This is a genomic window from Peribacillus sp. FSL K6-1552, assembly GCF_038005205.1.
GTDB classification, from domain to species: domain Bacteria; phylum Bacillota; class Bacilli; order Bacillales; family DSM-1321; genus Peribacillus; species Peribacillus butanolivorans.
On sequence record NZ_JBBOST010000001.1, the window covers coordinates 3679303 to 3701417 of the forward strand.

At 34.8% G+C, this 22115-nt stretch carries 20 protein-coding genes; 3 read left to right on the plus strand and 17 right to left on the minus strand.

Annotated features, from left to right (window positions below):
* Positions 1-109 precede the first annotated feature (109 nt).
* The 12 genes from NST21_RS17600 to murQ form a co-directional block, all read right to left on the minus strand.
* The gene (locus NST21_RS17600; RefSeq protein ID WP_053346696.1) at positions 110-796 is read right to left on the minus strand and encodes a response regulator transcription factor; all 687 of its coding nucleotides are present in this window, start codon (positions 794-796) and stop codon (positions 110-112) included.
* The gene (locus NST21_RS17605) at positions 793-2241 is read right to left on the minus strand and encodes a sensor histidine kinase (RefSeq protein WP_340890446.1); all 1449 of its coding nucleotides are present in this window, start codon (positions 2239-2241) and stop codon (positions 793-795) included. The genes NST21_RS17600 and NST21_RS17605 overlap by 4 nt, the downstream gene beginning before the upstream one ends.
* A gap of 1355 nt (positions 2242-3596) precedes the next feature.
* Positions 3597-4325 carry a GntR family transcriptional regulator gene (locus tag NST21_RS17610; protein ID WP_340890448.1) on the minus strand — a complete coding sequence of 243 codons (729 nt, stop codon included), beginning with the start codon at positions 4323-4325 and terminating at the stop codon, positions 3597-3599.
* Between the two features lie 152 nt (positions 4326-4477).
* Positions 4478-5353 (minus strand): MurR/RpiR family transcriptional regulator, encoded by an 876-nt coding sequence (locus NST21_RS17615; RefSeq protein WP_340890450.1) that lies wholly within the window; start codon positions 5351-5353, stop codon positions 4478-4480.
* Positions 5354-5377: 24 nt separating this feature from the next.
* Complete coding sequence (locus NST21_RS17620; protein WP_340890451.1) at positions 5378-6274, minus strand: N-acetylglucosamine kinase; 897 nt, start codon at positions 6272-6274, stop codon at positions 5378-5380.
* A 68-nt stretch (positions 6275-6342) separates the two neighbouring features.
* Positions 6343-7428, minus strand: coding sequence for a DUF871 domain-containing protein (locus tag NST21_RS17625; protein ID WP_340890452.1), 1086 nt, complete (start codon positions 7426-7428; stop codon positions 6343-6345).
* Between the two features lie 27 nt (positions 7429-7455).
* Positions 7456-7785: a PTS lactose/cellobiose transporter subunit IIA gene (locus NST21_RS17630; protein ID WP_056524848.1), complete on the minus strand. Its 330-nt coding sequence runs from the start codon at positions 7783-7785 to the stop codon at positions 7456-7458.
* Positions 7786-7881: 96 nt separating this feature from the next.
* On the minus strand, positions 7882-9225 hold the full coding sequence (locus NST21_RS17635) for a 6-phospho-beta-glucosidase (protein ID WP_340890454.1): 1344 nt from the start codon (positions 9223-9225) through the stop codon (positions 7882-7884).
* A gap of 54 nt (positions 9226-9279) precedes the next feature.
* Complete coding sequence (locus NST21_RS17640; protein ID WP_056524851.1) at positions 9280-9564, minus strand: hypothetical protein; 285 nt, start codon at positions 9562-9564, stop codon at positions 9280-9282.
* 74 nt (positions 9565-9638) lie between these two features.
* Positions 9639-10928, minus strand: a complete 1290-nt coding sequence (locus NST21_RS17645; RefSeq protein WP_201185545.1) for a PTS sugar transporter subunit IIC — start codon at positions 10926-10928, stop codon at positions 9639-9641.
* Positions 10929-10976: 48 nt separating this feature from the next.
* Positions 10977-11285, minus strand: coding sequence for a PTS sugar transporter subunit IIB (locus NST21_RS17650; RefSeq protein WP_340890456.1), 309 nt, complete (start codon positions 11283-11285; stop codon positions 10977-10979).
* 36 nt (positions 11286-11321) lie between these two features.
* Positions 11322-12215: an N-acetylmuramic acid 6-phosphate etherase gene (gene murQ / locus NST21_RS17655; RefSeq protein WP_340890458.1), complete on the minus strand. Its 894-nt coding sequence runs from the start codon at positions 12213-12215 to the stop codon at positions 11322-11324.
* Positions 12216-12555: 340 nt separating this feature from the next.
* Between murQ and NST21_RS17660 the strand changes: the two genes are divergently transcribed.
* A complete protein-coding gene (locus NST21_RS17660; protein ID WP_340890459.1) occupies positions 12556-14166 on the plus strand; it encodes a glycoside hydrolase family 10 protein in 1611 nt (536 codons plus the stop codon).
* 209 nt (positions 14167-14375) lie between these two features.
* Positions 14376-15551: an anhydro-N-acetylmuramic acid kinase AnmK gene (anmK, locus tag NST21_RS17665; protein ID WP_340890461.1), complete on the plus strand. Its 1176-nt coding sequence runs from the start codon at positions 14376-14378 to the stop codon at positions 15549-15551.
* 394 nt (positions 15552-15945) lie between these two features.
* Here the strand turns inward: anmK and NST21_RS17670 are convergent, their stop codons facing one another.
* Positions 15946-16410: a hypothetical protein gene (locus tag NST21_RS17670; RefSeq protein ID WP_340890462.1), complete on the minus strand. Its 465-nt coding sequence runs from the start codon at positions 16408-16410 to the stop codon at positions 15946-15948.
* 693 nt (positions 16411-17103) lie between these two features.
* On the opposite strand from NST21_RS17670, the gene NST21_RS17675 reads away from it, so the two are divergent.
* Entirely contained in the window at positions 17104-17307 is a 204-nt protein-coding gene (locus NST21_RS17675; RefSeq protein WP_053346701.1) for a hypothetical protein, read from the plus strand.
* A 201-nt stretch (positions 17308-17508) separates the two neighbouring features.
* Here NST21_RS17675 and NST21_RS17680 read toward each other — a convergent pair whose 3' ends face one another.
* The 4 genes from NST21_RS17680 to NST21_RS17695 all read right to left on the minus strand — a co-directional run bounded on the left by NST21_RS17680 (position 17509) and on the right by NST21_RS17695 (position 22107).
* Entirely contained in the window at positions 17509-17955 is a 447-nt protein-coding gene (locus tag NST21_RS17680) for a DinB family protein (RefSeq protein ID WP_340890463.1), read from the minus strand.
* A 284-nt stretch (positions 17956-18239) separates the two neighbouring features.
* Positions 18240-18698, minus strand: coding sequence for a hypothetical protein (locus tag NST21_RS17685; RefSeq protein WP_053346703.1), 459 nt, complete (start codon positions 18696-18698; stop codon positions 18240-18242).
* Positions 18688-19065 carry a hypothetical protein gene (locus NST21_RS17690; protein WP_340890464.1) on the minus strand — a complete coding sequence of 126 codons (378 nt, stop codon included), beginning with the start codon at positions 19063-19065 and terminating at the stop codon, positions 18688-18690. The genes NST21_RS17685 and NST21_RS17690 overlap by 11 nt, the downstream gene beginning before the upstream one ends.
* An 834-nt stretch (positions 19066-19899) precedes the next feature.
* A complete protein-coding gene (locus NST21_RS17695; RefSeq protein ID WP_340890466.1) occupies positions 19900-22107 on the minus strand; it encodes a YhgE/Pip domain-containing protein in 2208 nt (735 codons plus the stop codon).
* Between the last annotated feature and the right edge of the window lie 8 nt (positions 22108-22115).

Below are 22115 nucleotides of genomic sequence, written 5' to 3' on the forward strand. Positions count from 1 at the left end.
CTTAAACTCCCTCTAAACAATTTCTTAAAAAAAGATAAACTTATTAATAAAATTTATTAATGTTTATAAAAAATACCCGCCACCTTTGTGACGGGTCAAAACACATTATTTAAACATTAAAGCGATATCCGGCTCCCCAAACGGTTTCCAAGAATTTTGGATGTGCAGGATCTCTTTCGATTTTTTCACGTAATTTTCTGATATGGACGGTCACAGTTGAAACATCCGCAGCTGACTCCATCCCCCAAATTCTTTCATAAAGTTGCTCTTTGCTCAACACTTGGTTCGGGTGCATCACAAGAAACAGTAACAAATCGAATTCCTTTGTAGTAAACGGAATTTCCTCTCCATTAACATGAACTTTTCGCGCCGACTTATCGATTGAAATTCCATGAACGAAAACTGTATTTGTTTTGGCTTGACTTCCTGCTAAACGTTCATAACGGGCTAAATGCGCTTTCACTCTAGCAACCAGTTCATTTGGACTAAAAGGCTTTGTAATATAATCGTCTGCCCCTAAACCAAGACCTCGAATTTTATCAATATCTTCATTTTTGGCGGACACAAGCAAAATTGGAATGTCTTTGACAGCACGTATTTGTTTGCATATCTCAAATCCATTTACTCCTGGAAGCATGATATCTAGAATAATTAAATCATTATTTTCTTGAAGAGCCTGTTGAAGTCCAGCATCACCTGTATGTTGAATATTGACACTAAAATCATTAATTTCTAAATAATCTCTCTGCAATTCTGCAATGCTAACATCGTCTTCAATAAGTAATATTTTTTTCATATTTCCTCACCTTTCTTTAGGGAAAAGAAGACACTTGTGCCTTTTCCTATTTCGCTAGTAGCCCAAATATCCCCTCCATGCTCGTAAATAATTTGTTTTGCAATCGCAAGTCCTAAGCCACTTCCGCCTGTCTGAGAATTTCTAGATTGTTCTGCGCGGTAAAAGCGATCAAAAATGTAAGGTAAAGCAGATGGCTCTATTCCTTGCCCGTTATCTGTTACTTGCACGACTACATCATATGGTCCTTCATGCAGAGAAATGGCAATGTTCTTTTTTTCTTTATTCGTATACTTCACACAATTACTGATTAGGTTAGCCAATACGCGTTTTAATTTCTCTCTATCTGCTGTCACGTTTTTCAGTTTATACATAATATGAAGTTCAATCTGGATCCCTTGTTGAAGTAAATCCAAATGAAGCTCTTCTACGTAGTCTCTCATATATTTATCCAGTTCGACAGTTTCAAAAGTGAATGGTTCTTTTTTTAAATCCAGCTTAGAAAATAAGAACAGTTCATCTATCAATGAATCCATATCTTTAGCTTTTAAGTATACAGTTGATAAATACTTTTCCATTTTCTGTGGGGTGTTTGCTACACCGTCTTTTATACCCTCAACATATCCAATAATCGAAGTAATCGGCGTTTTCAAATCATGTGAAATATTTGATAGAAGTTCTTTTCGATTTTCCTCATACTGAAGCTGGATAGTAACGGACTCTTTTAATTTTATTCTCATTTCATCAAACGTTCTATTTAATTGTCCGATTTCATCATTCGAAGTAGCTTTGATTTCAAAGTTTAAATCTCCTGATTTTATTCGTTTGGCACCTTCTTTAAGAACTGAGATGGGCTTGATGATGCTTCGTGAAACTAAATAGTTTAAAAGCCCGATAATCATAATAAACATAAATAGCAATAGACCAAATAAAATTGGAAACAACTCTCGAGCCAACTCGGCATAGGAACTCGCCTTTCTCAATACAAAAATACTTCCTTTGCTTTTATCCAAAAAATAAAAATCAAACTTCACATACGTGAAAAAAAAGTCTTCGATTTTAATCGTATCTCGCGTATTGATGTTTGTTTCTTCAAATCCAGGAAGCGACTTAACCAATACCTGCTTATCCAAAGAGGGGGAAGCATACTCGATGTTCGTATCTTTTCTAACAACAATCTCGATATCCTTCTGTTCAATTTTCTTCAGCTGCTCTTCGTTTAGAAGCTGTGTAGGATTATTTTTAGCCAATAGCTTTAAATCGAGAAACGCACTTTCTTCTATTGTAGTCAATGGTTTTTGGACATAAGATTTTTTGTAAAAATACTCTATAGATTTTATATCGCCCGTTATCGCAATAATAATTAAAAACCCAGCCGCTAACAATAAAGTGATAGAAAAAAGTATCACTCCAACATAAGACAATAGAAATCTCGTTTTAATTGACATGTTAATCACCTCAGTACTTACTTTTCACTCTGCTTCTTAAAAGTATATTTGGCACTATATAAACCATTTTCCTTAGAATTTTTGTTTTTTATTCAGTATGGTGTATTAAACACCTTATCACTAGCTTGTGCTTAAAATGGGGATTTACCATTTACAAAGAAACTAAAAGAACAATATCATACAAACCTTAAAACTTTCTAAAATATGTATGAAAAATCCCTAAACATTTTAAAATATCTTGTTGAAATATCACATCAGACGAACTTGGTCGATTTCAAAATGGGATAATTCCAACCGATTGACAGCGCTAGGTCTTCTTATTGTTTCATGAAATGGCAGAAGTATTTTTTCAGGGAATTAAAAAGGATGAATAGGATGAGTCAGGTAAATGCCACTTCTCTAAAATTTTCTAAAAAACGGGATATTATCAGTGAGCTTACCCTATCAGGATTACAATCTGCAAGAATGGGTCGATACAGAAGAAGACCTTCAAAGACCATAAGATGGTAGAAGGTGCTTTAAAACTACATACTTCTCATCAATTTAACATCAAAGAAATTACGGATATGACGGGTGTTAGTAGATCAGTATTATATCGAGCTTAGGAAAAAATTTAACCTTGGGGTTGGAATAGAGGGATTATCCTGTGGACATAAGAGCAACGGAACTACTTGCAACTGATAAAAGAAAGGATCTCTTGACAATCATTTCTACTTTAAGCAATTGAGAATTAGCATACGACTATACCCTTACACAAGATGATATGGAAGAAATACGAAAACACTACGGTTTTTCTAATTTTTCTGCCCACTCAGATCGGGTTATTTAACAGTCATTACTAACATGCTGACACACGAAAAGGCGATCCTTCTTAATATAGAATCGCCCTCTTTATATTTGGTTTTCAGGAATCAAATATATCACTTACAAATTATTGTACCTATTCATTTTTCACTAACAATTTTTATTAGGCTTAAGAAAAATATTAAGCGATTATCGTCAACGAGTTTCTTCTATTGAAAACAACAACTTTTTATCACATGTTCCGTACTAAAGCTGACACCCTTGATAATTAAGGGTATTACCTTAATTGGTTGTTATAGGAAGTTATATGATTGACTATCAAACTACTCAATTCGTCGTATTTTCACTCCCAAACTACTTCCCCAAAACAAATTACCACTATTTTTTGAGAAGTACGTTTTAGGATAACTGCTTAGAGTCCATATCATCCTTTTAAATACTTAAAAGTATTAGCGTGGATTTCACTTCAAATGTACCCAATTAGAGTTGAAGACAACTTACCTGTTAATATCGTAGTCCTCTCACTTTTTGCTTCTATAGCCTTTTACTAATTATGATAGTCGCTCCATATTCATTGTGAATTTATATCGATCTGCACGGTAGACGGATCTTACAACCTCAAGTGGTTTTTTTGTATCAAGCGTGCTTATTCGTTCAATTAGCAATACCGGGGCCCCTTCAGCTATCTCTAGCATTTCCGCCTCTTTTTTTTGAGCAATTGATGCTTCAATCACCTGTCTGCCATGCTGAATTTTTAAGCCAAACGTTGTTTCTACATAGCTATAAATGGAGGTTATGGCTATTTCTTTCGTTAGACCCAGGGCAAGATCTTTTGAAATATATAGCATTTCATATGCCATCGGCTGCTGATCAGCAAGCCTTACACGTTTCAGCTCGAAAATAGGAGTTCCTGCTTCAACCTCAAGCTTTGCAGCGAGATCATGATCTGCGTTGACCTCTGTAAAACTGATAACACGTGTACTTGGTTCAAGTCCTCTTGAACGCATATCCTCTGAAAAGCTTGTTAATCCTTGCAGGGGTTGCTCGATTTTCTTGTGGGCAACGAATGTTCCTTTTCCGCGCTGCCTGTATAAATAACCTTCATTCACAAGATTAGAAATGGCTTGTCTCACCGTCATCCTGCTTATTTCATATTTTTCAGTGTATTCTCTTTCTGAAGGTGTCATCTCGCCTGGCTCTAATTCATGGTTTTGAATCGCTTCTTTAATCGCCTCTTCAAGTTGATAATAAATCGGAAGCGGAGAATTCTTTTGGATCATTTAGCGTACATCTTCCTTTCATCGTGATGTAATTTTGAAAAGGCATCCTGATCGGGATCATCTCAAGCTAAAATAGCGTAAAATCATTCCTGATCCTACCAATGCTTTTTGAAAGTAAAAAACACACGATAAAAAATTTCAGCAGATTAGATTCACTTTTCTAAAGTATCTAGATTTCTTTTTGTGAATTTTAATACAGACTCTCTTGAACGTTCAATTTCATTTTTATTCTCATTATAGAACTTTGAAACATACGCATAGAAAATAATACTAACCGTTAGAAATTGTGCAAACAGGGAACTTGTTGCTGCGCTTCGAAATTTAGCCTCTGGTGCACGTACATGGTGTAAAGACATATCGACTTTTTTAGTTAATCCATTGTTCCCTAATCGTGATAAGCCAATTGTTTTAATACCATATGCTTTAGCAATATCAACAAGTTGCAGAACTTCTTCAGTTTCGCCACTATTAGATATACAGAAAAAAACGGTATTCTTTGATGATGCAGCAAGCGCTGTGGCAGTAATATGAGGGTCTTGATTTGCACTTACAATCTTTCCTAATCGTAACCATTTCTGTGTAATATCTTCAGCAATGAGCCATGAAGCTCCTATTCCATAGACGTAAATTACATCTGCACTTTTCATGGTTTCAACTATATTGTCTAGAACGGCTTCATCCAAATAATGTGCGGTTTCTTGTATAGCTTGTACAGAGTTAGAAACTATTTTATCTTTAATGGACGCTATTGTTTCATTAGGTTCAATGTCATAGAAACCTTTTTTCTCTGGTTGCGAAATAAGAGATGATAAAGATACCTTTAGTTCTGAAAAGCTGTTAACTTTTATAGAACGACAAAATCTTGTTACAGCCGAACTGCTGGCATTGGCTTGAGCAGCTAATTCATGTATAGTCATTCTTATAATATCCTTTGGATTTTCTAAGATATATTGTGCAATTTTTCTTTCTGATTTAGGCAATTGATTTAATAAACTTTCAATTCTTAATAAAACATTTTCAACGTGCATATTATTTTCTCCCTTGATCTTTAATTAACTTATATGCTTCAATGCTATGTAATAACAACCTAATGTAGAAGATACGTCTTCTAAAACAAGTTTTACTTCCGGTTTTTCAAGTTTAATATGATTAATAAAAGAGCTTTGCACCAATGGTATATTAGTCAATATACTACCTTTAATTGCAATTGTAACATTCTCTCTAAAATTCAACTTCTTGCAAACATCAAGGGTATTCTTAGAAAGGTGATATCCTGCCTGTCTCAGAATATTTTGCGAGAAATCATCGCCGGTTTCTGCATGTTGGACAATTAGTGGAACAAATGCAGCAATCTCGGCTTTCGTTGCGGTATAAATAAATTTCTTCAGTTCTAATACACTGTGATAGCCAAGTTTTGTAAGTATTAACTTAGTTAAATGGCTATAATTTAATCCCTCATCTTCTTCTTTCGTCATTTTTATAAAAGTCTGCATGGCAATCCAATAGCCGCTTCCTTCATCCCCAAGAATGTGTCCCCAGCCACCAGCCAATTTCTCAATACTATTATGAATTCCAATACTTACAGAACCTGTTCCTGAAATTGTCAAAATGCCATCTTTTCCTTTTAGTAAAGCAGCATGAGCAATAATTCCATCATTTACAATTGTAAATGGGATATTAAATGCCTTGCTTAATGCACTTTTTATCCCCTGTGGATTTTTAACTCCTCCATACCCTGCTAATCCTAAGCAAATGTAGTGACAATTTCCATTATTAATAGGAGCTACGCATTGTTCAATTGCCTGAATAATGTTAGAAATGGCTTGTTTTTCATTTATAAGCAAATTTCCATATCCCGATTTGCCTTCACTTAATTTATTACCCTCTAAATCATAAGCAACTGCTTCGGTTTTAGAGCCACCACCGTCAACACCGATAATATAACTCATATCATTCTCCTATTCAGTAAAAAAGGAAGGAGTATCACTGTTCCTTCCCTTTATCTTCTTTGAAGATTCTAATTAATATTGAATTGGAATTTCCCCCATGGTTCCAAATAATCTAGCAGAAAAATTTCCTCTTCTGCTAATCGGCCAACTACATTTGTTTTCCCTGAGTTCTTCATTTCTTTCAATGCAATCTGCAATTCACCTTTATATTGTCCATAGAGCTCATTTTCAATTAAAATATCACCACGTCTAATATCAGGGGTGAATGTTGGTTTAAAATCTTCATTCTTATATTTTACGCGTGATTGTGTGGAGCGAATAAGATAATCAGATACGTCTCCACGGTAAAAATGAAATTCTTCCAATACTATTTTTTTCTCTAAATCTGTTATAGTGTCGTGAAGATTAACATTAAATGTTATCAATCCACTGTTTAACATACTAAGATGTTTTAATTCATCTTCAGATGCGTAGGCATTTGCAATAATTACATCATCAATTAATCCAGTTGCAAATAAGTGCTTCGCTTGTGTAGTAATGGGTAATTCCCGGTGCATTTCTAATGTACATAATCCTTCAGTTATAGGCCAAGGTCCGTACGTCGCTGCATGTGAGCTAATGAAAGCTGCCGTGTGAATATTATGCTTTTTGAATTGTTCACAGCATTTTATAAAATGTGGATAGCTCAATCCTGCATAGCGATGAGGATAGAAGTTATGTGATCCAACTAAATTTTCTTTTTTAGGTTTGTAATCCATGATATTTTCTAAATATTTTGTTGCATTGCTCATGTTTATTTCAATTTTTAAATCATATGGATTATGTGTCATAATGGACTCTTCATTTCCTGTAAAACCCATGTCTAGCCTGATTCCATACGCACCTAACTCTGCAAAGAATGATAAATCATTATAAGATATACCTAGCGCCCCAAATACTCGAGGAGCAATATCGACCATCACTTCCATATTCAGTTGATTTGCAAACAAAATCGTTTCTTTAAATTCTTTTAAAATCTTCTCTTTATCGCCTTCAACTGAAAGCAAGCAAGTAAAAATTTTTCTGAATCCATATTTGTGTGCAAGCGCAATGTATTCTATGTCTTTATCAACGGTTGAATGTTCTGGATAGATAGAAATACCAAGTTTCCCCATAGTTTAATCACCTCTTTGTTTATTTTTTTACTGTTGTGGGGCTAGTTTTTTTATAATACGAATCATATGTTCAATTAGTTTTTGTTCACTCATTGCCGTCATTAAGTGATCCTGAGCATGAATCATTAATAAAGTTTTTTCACTGGGAACTCCATTCAATTCAGCCTGAATTAACTTGGTTTGTGTCTTATGGGCCAAGTTTAATTCTTCCTCAGCTTGTTTAATTAGGTCTACTGCTTTTTCAAAATTAAATTCTTCCGCTTCTGCCAATGCTTCAAATGCTAATCCTCTCGCATTTCCACTATGTGATATTATTTCAAAAATTTCCATTTCGTTATTGTTAATTTCAGATGACATATAATTACACTCCTATTTAAATATATTATGAAAGCAATATTCTCATTAAAAAGATTGGATTATAATATTCCAGTTTGAATTACTGGAGAAAATTTACTAGATGTTAGGTAGACCATTTTGATTGAAGAATTGTGGTAAGTATTCTTCATGCGCTTTTAATAGTTTTTGTAAAACCAATTCAGCTAGATCATCACTTGGAATAAGGGGGTTAATAGTTAAAGCTAATAACGCTTTATCATAAGAACCTGTAACAGCTGCTTCTGCACCTATTCTTTCAAATGATTTAATTTGTTGAATTAAGCCATGTACTTGTACGGGTAATTTACCCATTGTCATAGGAATTGGTCCATTTTTGGTGACGATACAGCTTACTTCGACTGCTGAATCATAATCAATTTCAGTAAGCGCTCCTTTGTTTTGTACATTTAAAACTTGAATGTCTTTTTTATCATTATAAATAGAAGAAATTACATTACACGCTGCATCGCTATAGTAAGCACCGCCGCGTTGCTCTAATTGTGGAGGCTTGATGTCAAGGGTTTCATCTTTGTATAGGTCAAACAAACCTACTTCTAATTTTTTCACAATTTCAGCTCGAGTTTCCCCTGATTTGAATGCTTCTAACTCATCATCTAAAATAGTTTGTGTTTTGTAATAATAGCGATGGTAAGGACAAGGTACAACTCCTAATGATTTCAAAAATCTTCGGTTCCAAGCCAGAGGAGCAATATTCTTCATCGTCATCTGAATTTCTGGATTACCCAGCATTTCAAGCACTTTATCTGTTACTTCTTGATCATCAACGAACACATGAATCCCGAATACCATATGGTTTAACCCAGCGAAATCTATGTGTACTCTCTCCATTTCAACACCCAACATTTTAGAAATAGACATATGCATATTAAATGGGACATTGCATACCCCAATGACCTTTTTATGCTTGCTGTAACGGAGAAGAGCTTCCGTTACCATTCCAGCTGGGTTTGTGAAGTTAATTAACCATGCATTGGGGCAAAGCTCTTGCATTTCTTCTGCGATTTCTAGTAGAACAGGTATGGTTCGTAGTGCCTTAAACAAACCACCTGCACCATTGGTTTCTTGACCAATTAATCCTAATTCCAATGGGATACGCTCGTCTTTGACTCGTGCATCAAGTAAACCAACTCTCATTTGCGTAGTGACAAAATCAGCATTATGCAATGCTTGACGGCGGTCTAATGTTAGATGAATTTCCATTGGAACTCCTGCTTTTTCTACCATTCTCCTTGCGAAGGTTCCTACAATCTCAAGTTTTTCTCTTCCTGCTTCGATATCCACTAACCAAAGTTCTCTAATAGGTAACTCATCAAAACGTTTAATAAAACCTTCTATTAATTCTGGTGTATAACTAGAGCCGCCTCCAATTGTAGCAATTTTTAATCCTTTTTTCATTTCCATTTTCCTAACACCTCATAGTAAGCATTTATTTAACAAAAACCTGCAATTTTTCATTTACGCATAGATAATTGCATAACAAACCAGTGCGCTTACTGCTAATAAAGACAAGAATAAAAGTGTCGCTTGTTTCTTGTTTTTAAACTTACCTTCAACCAAAATAATAACAATCGTCAATCCTGCGCTTATGGCAAAGGTATTTCCTAAGTACAGTGATAATTGTTTATCTATCCCAAAGGCATTCATTAATGTGTTAAAGATAAAATTAAAAACAAGAATAAAACTAAAAAATAGAAAGGCACTTTTGTAACTAAAAAAGTGAATTCTGGTTGTTGAATTCATGTTTATCCTCCCTCTCTCTATTATATTAAAAGGAGTTTGGAGCTTTTAGTCCCAAACTCCCTTTCAGATATTCCTTATAAAGCGATATTTTTATTATCTGTTGTTTCTACCATGTTTTCCTGTGCCAAAAGCTTTTTATCGTACATTTTAAAGAATGGCAGATAAATAACAACTGAGATTGTTAAATTCACCAGCACGAGAATAATTGCTCTCCAATCACCGCCTGTTGAAAGATAGGCACCTATTGGAGCTGGTAATGTCCAGGGAACCATTACATATGTGGGGTTTACTAGCCCAATAGACGTTGCTATATATGCAAGTGTCGCACCAATTAGTGGAGTTATGATAAATGGAATAATCAATATTGGATTTAATACAATTGGCATCCCAAAGATAACTGGTTCATTGATGTTAAAGATGCTTGGAACAATTGTTGCTTTCCCCATGGCTTTACTATAAGTAGATTTTGCAGTTAAGAGCATAGCAATTACTAACCCCAAGGTTGCACCAGACCCACCAATCCAAATAAACCATTGAAAGAATGTTTCAGGAGCTACGTGAGGAATTGCAGTCCCAGCTGCGACTGCTGCTGAGTTATTAGCTAAGTAAACTTCCCAAACTGGACGAGCAACGGCACCTACTACTGATACGCCATGAATACCAAATGACCAGAAGAATGTAATCAAAAACACTGGGATTAATACACCTGGCAATGTATCGCCTGCACTAATAAGGGGTGCAACCGCCTTATCAACAAGTGAATGTAAATCTACAGCAAAAACGACTGTAATTAAGGTCATAACAAGCAGAACAATTGTAACCGGTATTAATGCTTCAAATGATCGGGCTACTGAAGTTGGAACAGAATCCGGCATTTTTATTGTAATATTTTTGGTCTTACATAGACGTAAAGTTTCAACAGCAAAAATGGATACAAGCATTCCTACAAAAAGGCCATGGCCTCCGAGATTTGTCATTGGCAAAACAAACCCTACACCATCCATCATTTTTACACCTATTGTGAACAAGAAGGCCGCTAATGATAGTAAACCTCCTGATAGTGGGTCCAATTTATAGCTTTGAGATAAACTGTACCCTATACCAAAAGTAATATATAGCGTCATAATAAACATCGTTAATCGATATGGTATTAAAATTTCTGCTATATGTTTTGCCGCCCATTCACCTAATGCAGTGTCTGCTGCAACTGGTGGAAATGCAATGATAAGGAATAAACTCCCAAAGATGATGAATGGTAAAGCAGAAACCACACCATCACGAATTGCGCGTAAATGTTTTTGCTCAGACAATTTAGCCATGGGTGTTGAAAGATTGTTTTCTAAAAAAGCAACAAACTTGTCCATTCGTGTTATCCCCTTTTAATTTTTAATAGTTAAGACATACTTGTTAGATTATTTTTTTACTAGTTCGGTTATTAGTTTTAATAGCGTAGGGCCACCAAGTGGACTGTATGCTTGAGCTGGAATGACTTGACATGGGACTCCAGCTTCATCGGCAGAAACCTTAAAGCCATCAAAACGATGTTTGACTTGAGGGGCTACCATTGCAACATCCCAACCGTTTCGAACCTCTGAATCAAATTCTTGAGTGCCAACTGCTAATACATCTATATTTACACCCTGTTTTTCCCCTTCTTTTTTTAAAGCGTTTACAACAATTGCACTTGACATTCCACCTGAACATACGAATAATACTCTCATTTTTTGTTCCTCCTATTATTTTTTTATAAAAAAGCTTTAAATAGCTTTTCTTATGAATCCTTGTGCCATTTTTAAACGATTTGATGCTTCTTCATATGAAACATTCGTTAAAATCATGACAATTGCAATTTTGGGCTGGGAATGTGCCTTTTCTAAAAATTTATTTGCAACTTCATAACTGCAGTCAGTAGCGTCCATAATAATACGTTTTGCACGTTCAACTAGCTTTTCATTTGTCAGTTGTAAATCTACCATTAAATTCCCATAAACTTTTCCAATTCCCACCATTGAAGCTGTAGAAAGCATGTTGCATACTAACTTTTGCGATGTTCCAGCTTTTAACCGTGTAGAACCAGTCAGTACTTCAGGCCCGTTTATAACTTCAATAGCAACATTTGCAATTTTTCCTATCTCTGAACCTTTGTTGCAGCTTATCGATACTGTTCCTGCTCCAACTTGATTGGCATATTCCAAACCGGCAATAACATATGGAGTGCGTCCACTAGCCGCAATGCCTACTACAACGTCTTTGTTTGTTAATTGAATCTTCTTTAAATCTTCAGGACCTAATTCAAAACTGTCTTCAGCACCTTCAACTGCTTTAATGAATGCGCTTTCTCCTCCAGCGATCAGACCTACTACTTCACTAGGAGCAGTATTAAATGTTGGCGGGCATTCTACGGCATCCAATAAACCAATTCGTCCACTTGTTCCAGCACCCATGTAGATTAATCTTCCGTTCTTATTCATTGCTGCAACGATCATCTCCACAGCTTTTGAAATTTGCGGAAGTTCTTTTTTTACACAATGAGCAACTTTTATGTCTTCATCGTTCATCACCTCTAAAAATTCAATCGTTTTCATTTCATCTAAACACATAGTCTTTTCATTACGACACTCTGTCGTTAAATGCTCTAGCATACATATCATCCTTTTTTTATCAGTAGTGAAAGTTTCGAAATTTCTTAATCTATAGAGAATATAACACTATTAAAAATAAATTTCAATAATGTGTATACTTTTCTAAAAATTAATTTTAAAATAAACATAATATAAATTAATAATTTTTAATATTCAACTAAATATGTTGTTCTATCCTAAAAGCTACTAGCTATTTCATTAACCAAACCTTTGTATTTTTGAATGACCTTTTTATAGTTTAGAAATTATCCTCTATTCATTTAGACGACAAGTAAGTATATTCATCATTTGTTACCGCTTACAAATGATCATATATAAATAAATATTAAGAAATGAGGTTGTACTATTGATGAATGAAAGAATTTCAAAGAGAAAATTAGGTTCATTGGCAATAGCTGCTTTTGTAGGGGGATCACTTCTCCTGCCATCTAATTTGATTGTAAGTGCAGAATCCGAGTCTATCCCTCAACAAACGGCTTATATAAAACAGGAACTGCGCGCAACTTGGATTGCAAGTGTGTTAAACATTGACTGGCCCTCAAAACCCGGTTTATCAGTTTCAACTCAGAAAGAAGAATTTATAAAATATTTGGATGAACAAAAAGCAATGGGTATGAATGCTGTCGTTATGCAAATCAAACCCACTGCTGATGCCTTTTATCCTTCTGAATATGGTCTTTGGTCACAATATTTAACAGGAGTTCAGGGAAAAAATCCAGGATACAATCCTCTTTCATTCATGATTGAAGAAGCCCACAAACGAAATATGGAATTTCACGCCTGGTTCAACCCGTATCGTATTACTATGCCTTTAGGAAAAACGGCTGAACTCTCAGACCTTGATAAACTACCAGAATCTCATCCTGCTAGAGAGCACCCAGATTGGGTCATACCATATGGACAACAATTGTACTTTAACCCGGGTATTCCTGAGGTACAGCAATTTGTGATTGACGGTATTATGGAAGTTGTTGAGAATTATGATATTGATGCAGTTCACATGGACGATTATTTCTACCCTTATAAAATTGAGGGTGTCCCTTTCCCTGATCAAGCTTCATACAAAAAATATGGTGCAAGTAAATTTACAAATGTAGAAGATTGGCGGAGGGATAATGTAAACAATCTTGTTAAGCATATTAATGAAGAAATCAAAGCAGAAAAATCATATGTGAAGTTTGGTATTAGTCCATTTGGAGTTTGGCGTAACAAAGCAGTAGATCCCACTGGATCTGACACTGCTGCTGGACAAACAAATTACGATGATTTATATGCGGATACAAGAACATGGATTAATAATGGATACATTGATTATATTGCCCCCCAATTATATTGGAATATTGGATTGCCAGTAGCCGACTATGCAAAGCTACTTGATTGGTGGACAAAAGAAGTCAAAGGTAAAAATGTTCAGCTCTATATTGGACAAGCTGATTATAAAATTAATACAGAGTCTAACGGTGTACAAAACTGGTTTAATCCAGAAGAAATGCCAAACCAGTTAAAATTAAATCGAACATATAAAGAATTTGATGGAAGCATGCATTTCAGTGCAAAAGATTTACGTAAAAATCCCCTTGGAGTAGCAGATCGTTTAAGCAACGACATTTATAAATATCCCGCATTAGTTCCACCAATGCCTTGGATAGATAATAATGCTCCAAAGGCTCCAAATGTAAGCAGATCAAAACAAACAGGTGCTGGAATCCAATTTGAAATTCAAGATCACAAGCATTCAGATGCATCATATTATGCAATTTATCGTTTTGATGGGAAGAAAAAAGGAAACATAGAAGATTCAACGAACTTACTGGCTACAGTTCATAAAGAAAAGAAAAGTCAATTATTTATTGATCACACTGTACAAAAAGGAAAGACTTACACATATGTTGTGACTGCCTTAGACCGTACTCACAATGAAAGCAAACAAACAAAACAGATTAAAATAAAAATAAAATAATCATCAAAATATATTTTTAGTGTGAAATAAATGAAAAAAAATCTTGTAAGCGTTTTAGAATAAATATAAATCCTTGAGGACATTACAAAAGACGAAAGTTATACATTTAAAACCATGCTAGAAGGGCCTCAACTTTAGTATAATTTTATTCTTTAAAATTATTGATTAACTAGGATTTTAATAGACAATTAAAAGTAGGTGGAATGACAATGTACATAGTAGGATTAATGTCTGGAACATCTTTAGATGGAATTGATGCAGCACTTGTTCGTGTGAATAATACTGGACTAAAAACTGAAATAGAAATGATTGAGTTCATAACATATCCTTTTCCAAAAGATATTGAAAAAGAAATTATGCAGTCTTTGTCTGTAGAAACATCAAATGTGCAGTTAATTTGTAGTTTGAATTTTAAGCTAGGAAAATTATTTTCAGATGCAACAAAGGAAGTTTGCGAGAAAGCTGGACTCCCTATTGAACAGTTGGATCTTATAGGATCCCACGGACAAACTATTTACCATCAGCCTTTGCAAGAACAAAACTGGGTACCTTCAACTTTACAAATTGGGGAACCTGCAGTAATTGCCCACGACACAAACACAATTGTAATATCTAATTTTCGTACGATGGACATGGCTGCAGGAGGACAAGGAGCTCCTCTCGTTCCTTTTACTGAATATATTCTTTATAGAAGTGAAACAAAGGGAAGATTGCTTCAAAATATAGGAGGCATTGGAAATGTAACTGTTTTACCCAAGCAAGCTTCTCTGAATGACATGTATGCTTTTGATACAGGACCTGGGAATATGATTATTGATGAAGTATGCCGCCAACTTTTTAATTTAAGATATGATGAAGGTGGTAAAATAGCTAAACAAGGACTAATTAATGAAGAGCTTTTATCATATTGTTTCAGCCACCCATATATTATGAGCCCTCCACCAAAATCAACAGGTAGAGAATTGTTTGGTAGGCAATATGTAGTAAAGCTATTAAAGATGTTTGAATCACTTCCAAGCCAAGATATTTTAGCAACTGTAACGATGTTTACAGCAAAGTCTATTGTGGAGAACTATCGCGCTTACATCTTTCCAAAAACCAAAATAGAAGAAGTAATTATTGGTGGTGGTGGCAGCTACAATAAAACGTTATTGGAAATGATCCAGTCATTACTTGGAAATTCTATTCAAGTCTTGACTCAAGAAGAATTGGGATACTCTTCTGAAGCAAAAGAAGCTGTGGCATTTGCTCTACTTGCAAATGAGACTTTTCACGGTAACCCTAGTAACGTTCCCAAGGCTACCGGTGCTAAAAATGATGTCATTCTTGGAAACATAACCTTCCCTCCATCTAAATCATTGAATTTAGAAGAAAGCATCCTATAAAAAATGTAAAATAATTAGATGTATTGTTTCATATTCCCCTTCGATGATAAATCTTAGGGGAATTTTCATTAAGATTTCCATAAGTAAACATCGAAAATAACCGTTTTATATGATACTTATTGCAAAGGCTAAAGAATGGACGGAACGATGAATACACCTGATGATGATCTGATGATTCCCGCTAAGATAATGGAGAAAAAAGAAAGTAATGATTAAAATAATTCAGTCCTCACCTACAATCTTTAAAATTCATTATACGGATACCGAACTTCTATTGAGAACAAGATCCTCCTTCTTATTCATATACTACGTATATTTATTCCTTCAATAAAAAAAGGACTTACTTCCAAATAGCAAATAAATTCTCCTTTGGAAATAAGCCTGATATTAGAAATTACCTATTCACTTCTTCCATAAAGGACTGCAAATCTGCTTTTGTTGCTTTAGAGAACTGTTTGATTTTTTCTACGTTTTTAACCGGGTTTCCAGATTCCCCAATTAAAGGATAAAGATTTTTCTCAATTCTCTCATACCAATCGGGGTACTGATCTTCTACTTGCTTTTCAATCGTATCCCAGCTAGAACTAATTTCTTTGCCAATTTCCTGAATTTTAGCTGAGTCTGCCCTCGCATTTACTTCTTGATCCAAGGTACTTATCGATTTAAGTACAGTATTGACTCCATTTTTAATAGCCTTGTTTGTCCCATTATTTTCTTTCATATTAGTAACTGGATTTGCTTCCTCTAATTGTTGTTTTAGTGTACTCCCAGTTTCTTCCGGTTCGGCTGTATTATTGCATCCAGCCAAAAAGAGTGTTCCGAAAATGAATCCAACTACATATAAACGAAAAATTTTCAATGTTTTTCCTCCCTTATACTGTAAAATAACAGGTACCTCCCACAACGGTATACAAAATGATCCCTTCATTCAATCCATTTTGATTTACGCGGGCCAATAGCAACCTCTCCATCAGTTGGTATTTCCATCTTCCCCATTTTATAAACACCCCTTCATTAGGGAGGTAATATCTTTATCAAAAATTCAATTCTGTATAAAAAAGTTTTAACAAACGTCTTATTGAGCTTTATTGCCCGTTTGATGAATATTTGGTATGAACTTATAATCTTTCATCCTGCCGTGTATTTTTTTGTAAAAGGTCGCGGATTTCCTTTAAATATTGATCGGATGCTGGTACCTCTTCCACGTTCACTTGTTTTTTTACAAAATAGAATTCGCCATCTTCATAAACAGGAAAATCCCATAGAATTCCTCCTTAGTTTTGAGTTAGATTATACTCATACCTTACTAAGGAGCCCTATTTTTTTCAAAGTCGAAAAAATAACGATCTATAGGAATGCTAACCTGCCAAATTAGCACAATAAGAAAAAGCAGCCACATATACAGCTCCGAATGTTAATGAATCTTTTCTCATTGATTCAGGAACTAGTTCGTGAAAGAAGATAAAATATTAATCCATCTAAAAAAGTATTGGATTTTTTTTTGGATCAATTGTTCATACTAATATAAAATACCGTTACAAAAGGAGAATATATGCCAAATCAAGAAAATAATAGCCTTAATCCAGTCCCACATAAAAATCAAGTTAATCGATTAAATAAAAAGATTGATACATACGACATACTTAAACAAGCAATGGAAGTGGATACAGATGTCAATGAAGACCCAAATCGGGAAAGATTATTGGATGAATCAGTCGATTCTTTTCTAGAATCGAAAGAAGAATGGGAATATTAGAGCAGGAAATGTCGTCGCACATGTCCTGTTTTAGGAGCACCTAATGCTTTTATATTCAATTATCCTTCCATTATTTGAATAAGAAAAAACGGTACTTTAATTATCACGCCCTTTAATACAACAAATTATTGCGTAAAAAACCCTCTTGCACGTACAAAGAGGGTTAATTTTATATAGGTTGAATTATTAAGAATCGTTCATTTAATTGAAAACCTGATTTTTTAAATGGTGTTCCATATGTTCAAGATAGTCTTGAATAAGCCATTCGAGAGTCTTCATTTGATTATTACCAATATCACATTGATACGCTAATTTTTCATAAGGCGTCTTAGCAATAATTTTTATTATTTTTTTATTTAAGCCACACCATAGATTTATTATTTCTTCAATTGATATATCATGATAATCCTGTATATCCACCCACTGATCTTGATTATATGGGGTAAGGGCAAATGGTTGTTCTTCATATTGAATTTTGATAAATCTTTCAAGATTATTAATAGCAGAATCACATAAATGGCCCAAAATCTCTTTTTTTGACCATTTATCTGGCATAGGTCTTTGTGACACCTCTAATTCAGACATCCCACTGAACTCATTCGGGACCTTAATTATCCAATTATTTATTTTATCAACTACGCTCTGCATATTTTTCTCCTCTCATTGTTTAAAGTATTTCTTCATTTTATCAAGCCTCTTTAATAAAAAAAAAGAATAAACATTTAAATCATATTCATTAACCTTCTTCAAGTATCCTGACCCATTAGATCCCCTAGATTAAGAGTGCTGCAGCAACCTCCCTTTTCGCGTTCAAGTGGATATACCTAATATTGATTCCAATTATTTACCTGGATATTATTATAGTGGAATATAAAAAACGACTATCTTTATAAAATAGTCGTTTTTTATGAAAATATTGCATTAAAAATTTGTTATTTAAAAATGGTAGAGATAATTTTTTCTGTCGTCATCTCACTATCTACCACATATGTTCCAGGACGTAATCCGTTGGCCTTACCTTTCTTTTCAACTTCATCAGAAAAATCCTTTGCATTCTTAATAACTTTTGCTCGTTGAAGGGTTTTACCAACGTCAATACTTGTCGAACCTTTAGACACTTTTAGAACTGTACGGTATACGACCTTTTCTGTTGTTTCTGTTTTCGCTTTATCTTTAATGGATTTCGTTTCAGCAAGCTGATCTTCCCACTCTTTTTCTGAATGTATGACATATCCTTCAGAAGACAGCAAATCTTTCATATCATCTTCTGACAGCTTCTCTGAAGTCTGTGTTCCGGTCGCTTCACTGGGACCAAAGAAGTATACTGCACCGCACAAACCCGCCGCAACAATAAGACCTCCTGCAAAGCTGCGCATTGATTTAGATGTCATTGGCAACGTTTCTCCTTTCATTAGTTTTTATGTAAGGAGTAAGCAAGCGTTCTATCTCATTTTCTGACTGTTGTGTTTTCAATGCGATGCTTTCAAATGAATACCCGCGCTTATGTAAGTCGAGAACCTCACGTAACAAGAGCCGCTGTTCAGAAGAACCTGCAAGAATGCCTGTCTCTTGTGCTGTAATTTCAGTATCTATCTCGATTTTCCGTATTTTTTCTTGTAGTTGATTTACTTCATTTCCAAAAGTACTAGCAAACTGTTCTAATTGTTTATCCACTTTTATCGAATCCGTTTTAATAAACGACAAAATGAACAGTAAAACTGCTACACCAAACAAAATGACTAACGCCCATTCCATCATTCTATGTCCCTCCTTAATCTTTGAATCTATTTTCTCGCTTTCTAATTATATATTGATTCGTACGAAAACTCGATTTAAATGAATAAAATACCACAATAGTCTCGTAGTTTATACAGAAAAATACATAATTAGCCTATTTCCGAGTTTATCAATAGCCAACACACTCATATCTATCATACCATATAAGGACAATGTTACCATAAAAAAAAGACTTGTTGCCTATCAGGATAATAGGATGAAGATTTTTTATCATGTTAGTTTTTAGCCCACTCTACTATGAGGTAAACTCTGACAAAAAGAACAAATTGTATTAGTTCTACTTGCAACAGCTAATCAAGATGAAAACGTATTTGAACGAGCTCATGAATTTGATATTCACCGTAATCTAAATCCTCATATTTTTTTGGACACGGTAATCATTGCTGTATCGTTGCGCCTTTTAAGCTAACATTGCCTTAACGGAATTGGTGAAAAAGTTTACTTCACTCACGTTCCCGAAACCATTTACTGATGTAATCAAGAACAGTGCGGTATATGGACAAAAGAGTTTACCTATTCAATTGAAAAAATAAAAATGTAACGCCTTCTACTATTTTAGAATGCGTTACATTTTAGAGTATTGTCCCTGGTGGAATTGGAATGCAGAAATAAACCAGAGCAAAAGATAGGTAAAGCTTTGAAGCTATATAAAAAAAGAAAATTTACTAATTAAGATCTTTCGAGATTAGAGGGCACGAATCTCATTTATGTACTAGATCTAAATATGGATTTTATACTTCTACTGCAAGCAAAAAAGAACGATACCTTTAAAAGGAATCGTTCTTTTGTTTGTGTTTAATTTTCAGTAGTTTCGCTTACTCCTGAATAGCTTTTCTTATGCTTCACGACAAAGTAAAGCAGTGTCAATATCATAAAACCAATTGTAAAGCCAAGTAAAACATAGACGTTTTGCCACATTAAACCAAAGTTACCACTTGATATTACTTCTTTAAATCCTCTTACTGAGAAAGTCATCGGTAACCAATTATTGAATATTTGTAATGGTTCTGGTATTAATTCAAGTGGGAATGTTCCAGCACTTGTCGTTAACTGCAAGATCAAGATAACTATCGCGATGAAACGACCTGGATCTCCCATTGTTGTTACAAGCAACTGAATCAATGTAATGAATACCAAACTCGTTATAATCGAGAATATTACGAATAACGGTACACTTTTCACTTCCATATCCAGCAGTACTAAAGTTAATCCTGAGGCAATAATTGCTTGGATAATACCTACTGAAGCAATAATGCCAAATTTACTTAAGAACCAAGTGAACCCGTTTTTCGGAATTCCAATCGGCTCTCTTAATGGAAAGACAATTGATAGCAATAGGGCACCAACGAACAAACCTAGTGATAGGAAATAAGGGGCAAAACCAGTTCCGTAATTTGGAACTTTATTGATACTCTCTTTTTCAACCTTAACAGGTTCTGCAACCATGTTATACGTTTCTTCACCAGCATTAATATCTGCAGAATCTTTAGCAGCTTTATTGATTTTATCCTTAAACTCTGTCGACCCTTCTGCCAACTTACTTGTTCCACTTACAATTTTACTAGATCCATCAGCTAATTGACTAGATCCATCAGCTAATGCTGCCGATCCTGCTGTAAGTTGATTGACTCCATCTGCAAGTGTCGTTGAACCTGCAGCGAGGTTTTGGCTACCAGTTTTTGCTTCTGATAATTTCTCACCGAATGTTACTAGTCCTACTCTTAATTGAGATTGACCTTCTTTTAATTGAGCTGCCCCTGTTGCTAATTGAACTGCTCCTTCATTTAATTGAGAAACACCTGTTTGAAGAGCTTTTTGCCCATTATTCAGTGTGGCAATATTTTCAGAAAGATTAGCTGAACCTGCTTCAATTTGACTTGCAGAGCTAGCAAGCTCTTTATTCCCAGCTTCAAGCTTTGTTGCACCTTCTGACAGTTGTGCAAATGCTTGCTTCAAAGCTGCTTGCTGTTCTTCAGGTAGTGCTCCCATATACGGTTCTAATTGCGATTGAAGGGTAGAAACTCCTTCTTTCAATCCTGATGCCCCATTAGCTGAGCTATTTGCACCTGTTTCAAGCTTTTGTAAGTAACCAGTAAGCTGCTTACTTCCGTCATGGATTTTTTCAGTACCCGAAACAACCTCATTCATCTTCGCTTCAACTGTACCAATGCCAGAATGAGCTTTTTCTATACCTGCTTGAAGGCTTCCTGCCCCATCCTCTGCCTTTTTCGCTCCGTCAATCAATTGATTTTGAGCGTTAGATAACTGGCCTAAACCATCAGCAAGTGATTGTGCTCCTTTTTGTAACTCAACGGTACCGTCCTGAACTTTCTTAGTTCCACCTGTAAATTCTACTTGTTTCTCAGCTAATGAAGTTAATTTTTCTTCTAAAGTTTTTACACCATTATCAACGTCCAGGATTCCATCTTTCAGTTTCCCAGCTGCTTCATCCGTTGACTGAAACCCTTCGCCCATTTCTGTTATGATGTCAAACATCGTTTCTGCATATGTCTCAGTTACTTTTTCTGCTAGAGCCATTTGGATTTTTTGAACAGCTGTTTCTCCTATTTGAGCTGATAAGAAGTTAAAGCTTTCATTTGGAACATACTTTAATTCGAGTTTTTGCGGCTTATCATCCATTAACGTCGTCGCGTTTTTCGAAAAATTCTCTGGAACTTCTACTAGTAAGTAATATTTTTGATCCTCTAAGTTTTTGTAGCCCGTTTTACGATCAACAAACTGAAAATTAAAATCCTTACTTTTCTTCAGTTTTTCTACAAATTCATCACCGAGTTTTAATTCTTCTCCCTCTAACTTAGCACCAGTGTCATTATTTACAATGGCAACTGGTAAATCTTCTAGGCGATCATACGGATCCCAAAAAGCCCATAAAAACATACCACTATACAAAATAGGAATAAATAGAATTGCGATAATTGGGATAAGCAGTTTTTTATTTTTAAACAGGCCAAGTAACTCCTGTTTTATCAAACTAGATTTCAAAGAATTTC

What these genes read in the sequence shown, in the direction of transcription:
- NST21_RS17605 (WP_340890446.1), bottom strand. Translation starts at nt 2,241, where the DNA reads ATGTCAATTAAAACGAGATTTCTATTGTCTTATGTTGGAGTGATACTT.
- NST21_RS17660 (WP_340890459.1), top strand. Translation starts at nt 12,556, where the DNA reads ATGAATGAAAGAATTTCAAAGAGAAAATTAGGTTCATTGGCAATAGCT.
- murQ (WP_340890458.1), bottom strand. Translation starts at nt 12,215, where the DNA reads ATGATATGTATGCTAGAGCATTTAACGACAGAGTGTCGTAATGAAAAG.
- NST21_RS17650 (WP_340890456.1), bottom strand. Translation starts at nt 11,285, where the DNA reads ATGAGAGTATTATTCGTATGTTCAGGTGGAATGTCAAGTGCAATTGTT.
- NST21_RS17640 (WP_056524851.1), bottom strand. Translation starts at nt 9,564, where the DNA reads ATGAATTCAACAACCAGAATTCACTTTTTTAGTTACAAAAGTGCCTTT.
- NST21_RS17620 (WP_340890451.1), bottom strand. Translation starts at nt 6,274, where the DNA reads ATGAGTTATATTATCGGTGTTGACGGTGGTGGCTCTAAAACCGAAGCA.
- NST21_RS17690 (WP_340890464.1), bottom strand. Translation starts at nt 19,065, where the DNA reads ATGATGGAATGGGCGTTAGTCATTTTGTTTGGTGTAGCAGTTTTACTG.
- NST21_RS17685 (WP_053346703.1), bottom strand. Translation starts at nt 18,698, where the DNA reads ATGACATCTAAATCAATGCGCAGCTTTGCAGGAGGTCTTATTGTTGCG.
- NST21_RS17675 (WP_053346701.1), top strand. Translation starts at nt 17,104, where the DNA reads ATGCCAAATCAAGAAAATAATAGCCTTAATCCAGTCCCACATAAAAAT.
- NST21_RS17600 (WP_053346696.1), bottom strand. Translation starts at nt 796, where the DNA reads ATGAAAAAAATATTACTTATTGAAGACGATGTTAGCATTGCAGAATTG.
- NST21_RS17625 (WP_340890452.1), bottom strand. Translation starts at nt 7,428, where the DNA reads ATGGGGAAACTTGGTATTTCTATCTATCCAGAACATTCAACCGTTGAT.
- NST21_RS17610 (WP_340890448.1), bottom strand. Translation starts at nt 4,325, where the DNA reads ATGATCCAAAAGAATTCTCCGCTTCCGATTTATTATCAACTTGAAGAG.
- anmK (WP_340890461.1), top strand. Translation starts at nt 14,376, where the DNA reads ATGTACATAGTAGGATTAATGTCTGGAACATCTTTAGATGGAATTGAT.
- NST21_RS17635 (WP_340890454.1), bottom strand. Translation starts at nt 9,225, where the DNA reads ATGGAAATGAAAAAAGGATTAAAAATTGCTACAATTGGAGGCGGCTCT.
- NST21_RS17645 (WP_201185545.1), bottom strand. Translation starts at nt 10,928, where the DNA reads ATGGACAAGTTTGTTGCTTTTTTAGAAAACAATCTTTCAACACCCATG.
- NST21_RS17680 (WP_340890463.1), bottom strand. Translation starts at nt 17,955, where the DNA reads ATGCAGAGCGTAGTTGATAAAATAAATAATTGGATAATTAAGGTCCCG.
- NST21_RS17615 (WP_340890450.1), bottom strand. Translation starts at nt 5,353, where the DNA reads ATGCACGTTGAAAATGTTTTATTAAGAATTGAAAGTTTATTAAATCAA.
- NST21_RS17630 (WP_056524848.1), bottom strand. Translation starts at nt 7,785, where the DNA reads ATGTCATCTGAAATTAACAATAACGAAATGGAAATTTTTGAAATAATA.